Source organism: Kytococcus sp. HMSC28H12 (genome assembly GCF_001816045.1).
Classification (GTDB): Bacteria; Actinomycetota; Actinomycetes; order Actinomycetales; family Dermatophilaceae; genus Kytococcus; species Kytococcus schroeteri.
In genome coordinates this window covers 1-1,535 of sequence record NZ_KV824701.1, presented here as the reverse complement: position 1 = coordinate 1,535, position 1,535 = coordinate 1, and the positions used below count along the sequence as shown (strand labels likewise).

Below are 1,535 nucleotides of genomic sequence, written 5' to 3'. Positions count from 1 at the left end.
GTTCACATGTTCGATGGTGGGGTTGCATTAGGTCGGTTGTGTGTACTAGTGTGGGGGTAGTTGGTTGGACAGGGGGTTCGACCAGTGGTTGGCCATCGAGGGGGTGGTGCCCGTGCCCAGGACGACGAACGAGACGCCGGTGCCCGGTGGGGGTGGTGGCCCTGCTGCCGCGGTGGTGTGGGGTGAGGTCGTGGAGGCGTTCGCGGGGTTGGACTCCGCGGTGGGGCGGGTGTTGTCGGCGTTGGCCGCTGCCGCGGGCCAGGAGGGCCTGCCGGTGGGCCCGGTCGAGCTGGACTGGCTGACCACGGAAGCAGCCAGGGTGGCGGCCCGGGGTGAGCGGGTGCGAGGACGGTCGTTCGACGTCCTACGCGCCGCCCGCCAGGCGGGGCGGGTGGCCCACGACGACGACGCGCAGTTCGTCGCGGCCAAGACCGGGCGTGCCGCGGGGCAGACCCGCCGGGAGGCCGAGCTCGCCGGTGCCCTGGCCGAGCCCCCGCCCGTTGCGCCCGGCCAGGCCACCGGGCAGCCCGGTCCCAGTATTGACGGTGCCGGCGGTGGCACGGGTGGTGGTCCGGCCGGCGATCGGGTGCTGCGGCCGTTGGCTCGCGCGGTGGACGCGGGGTTGGTGGATGCCGACCGGGCCCTGGTCGTCGTCCGTGAGCTCGAGGCCCTGCCCGACCACGTGACCCCCGCCGAGCAGTTGCGCGCCGAGGAGGTCCTCACGGTCAGGGCCCAGAAGCTCTCGGTGCGGGCGTTGCGGCGCGCGGCACGCCGCGTCCTGGAGGACCTCGGGTACACCACGGCCGTGGCTGACACCCACGAGAACACCCGGGTGGCTGCCCAGGAGGACAAGGCGTGGGCGGCCGCGTCGTTCTGGATCCGCGAGGAGGGTGACGGGACGATGACCGGACGGTTCACCCTCCCGGTCCTCCAGGGCCGGATGCTGGCCAAGGTCCTGCAGGCCATGACCAGCCCCCGCCGCCTCGCACGCCACCGGACCACCACCACCACCGCGACCACCGACGGGCAGGAGGGTTCCTCGTGGGGTGATCGCCAGGTGGACTGGGCCCACGAGCAGGGCAAGGCCTTCGCCGAGCTCGTCTCCCACCTGCCCACCGACCACCTGTCCACACCCTCGACCGCGATCCTGCTGGTGCGCACCGACCTGGACACCCTCCGCGGGGTCACTGACCGGGTCGGGGTCACCGACCACGACGAGGAGGTCTCGGCCGGGCAGGTCCGCCGCCTGGCCGCCACGGCCGGGATCGTCCCGGTGGTCATGGGCAGCGACTCGGCCGTCCTGGACCTGGGCCGGCAGACCCGGGTGTTCACCGACTCCCAACGCAAGGCCCTCGCGGTCACCTACTCCACGTGCGCCGAGGAGCACTGTGATCGACCGTTCGCCTGGTGCGAGATCCATCACGACACGCCTTGGACACCCCGCAGGACGCCCCGGGCAGCAGCCGAGGGGCCGCCACCGGGCACCGGGGCCGGTACGGCACCACCCAGGAACGACCCCGATCACCCCGATCACC

The 1,535-nt window shown here is 73.0% G+C and carries 1 protein-coding gene; it reads left to right on the top strand.

Annotation, left to right across the window (positions count from 1 at the left end; all coding sequences use genetic code 11):
• Window positions 1-64: 64 nt before the first annotated feature.
• A partial coding sequence (locus HMPREF3099_RS11780; protein WP_070706262.1) for a DUF222 domain-containing protein occupies window positions 65-1,535 on the top strand: 1,471 nt, incomplete at its 3' end.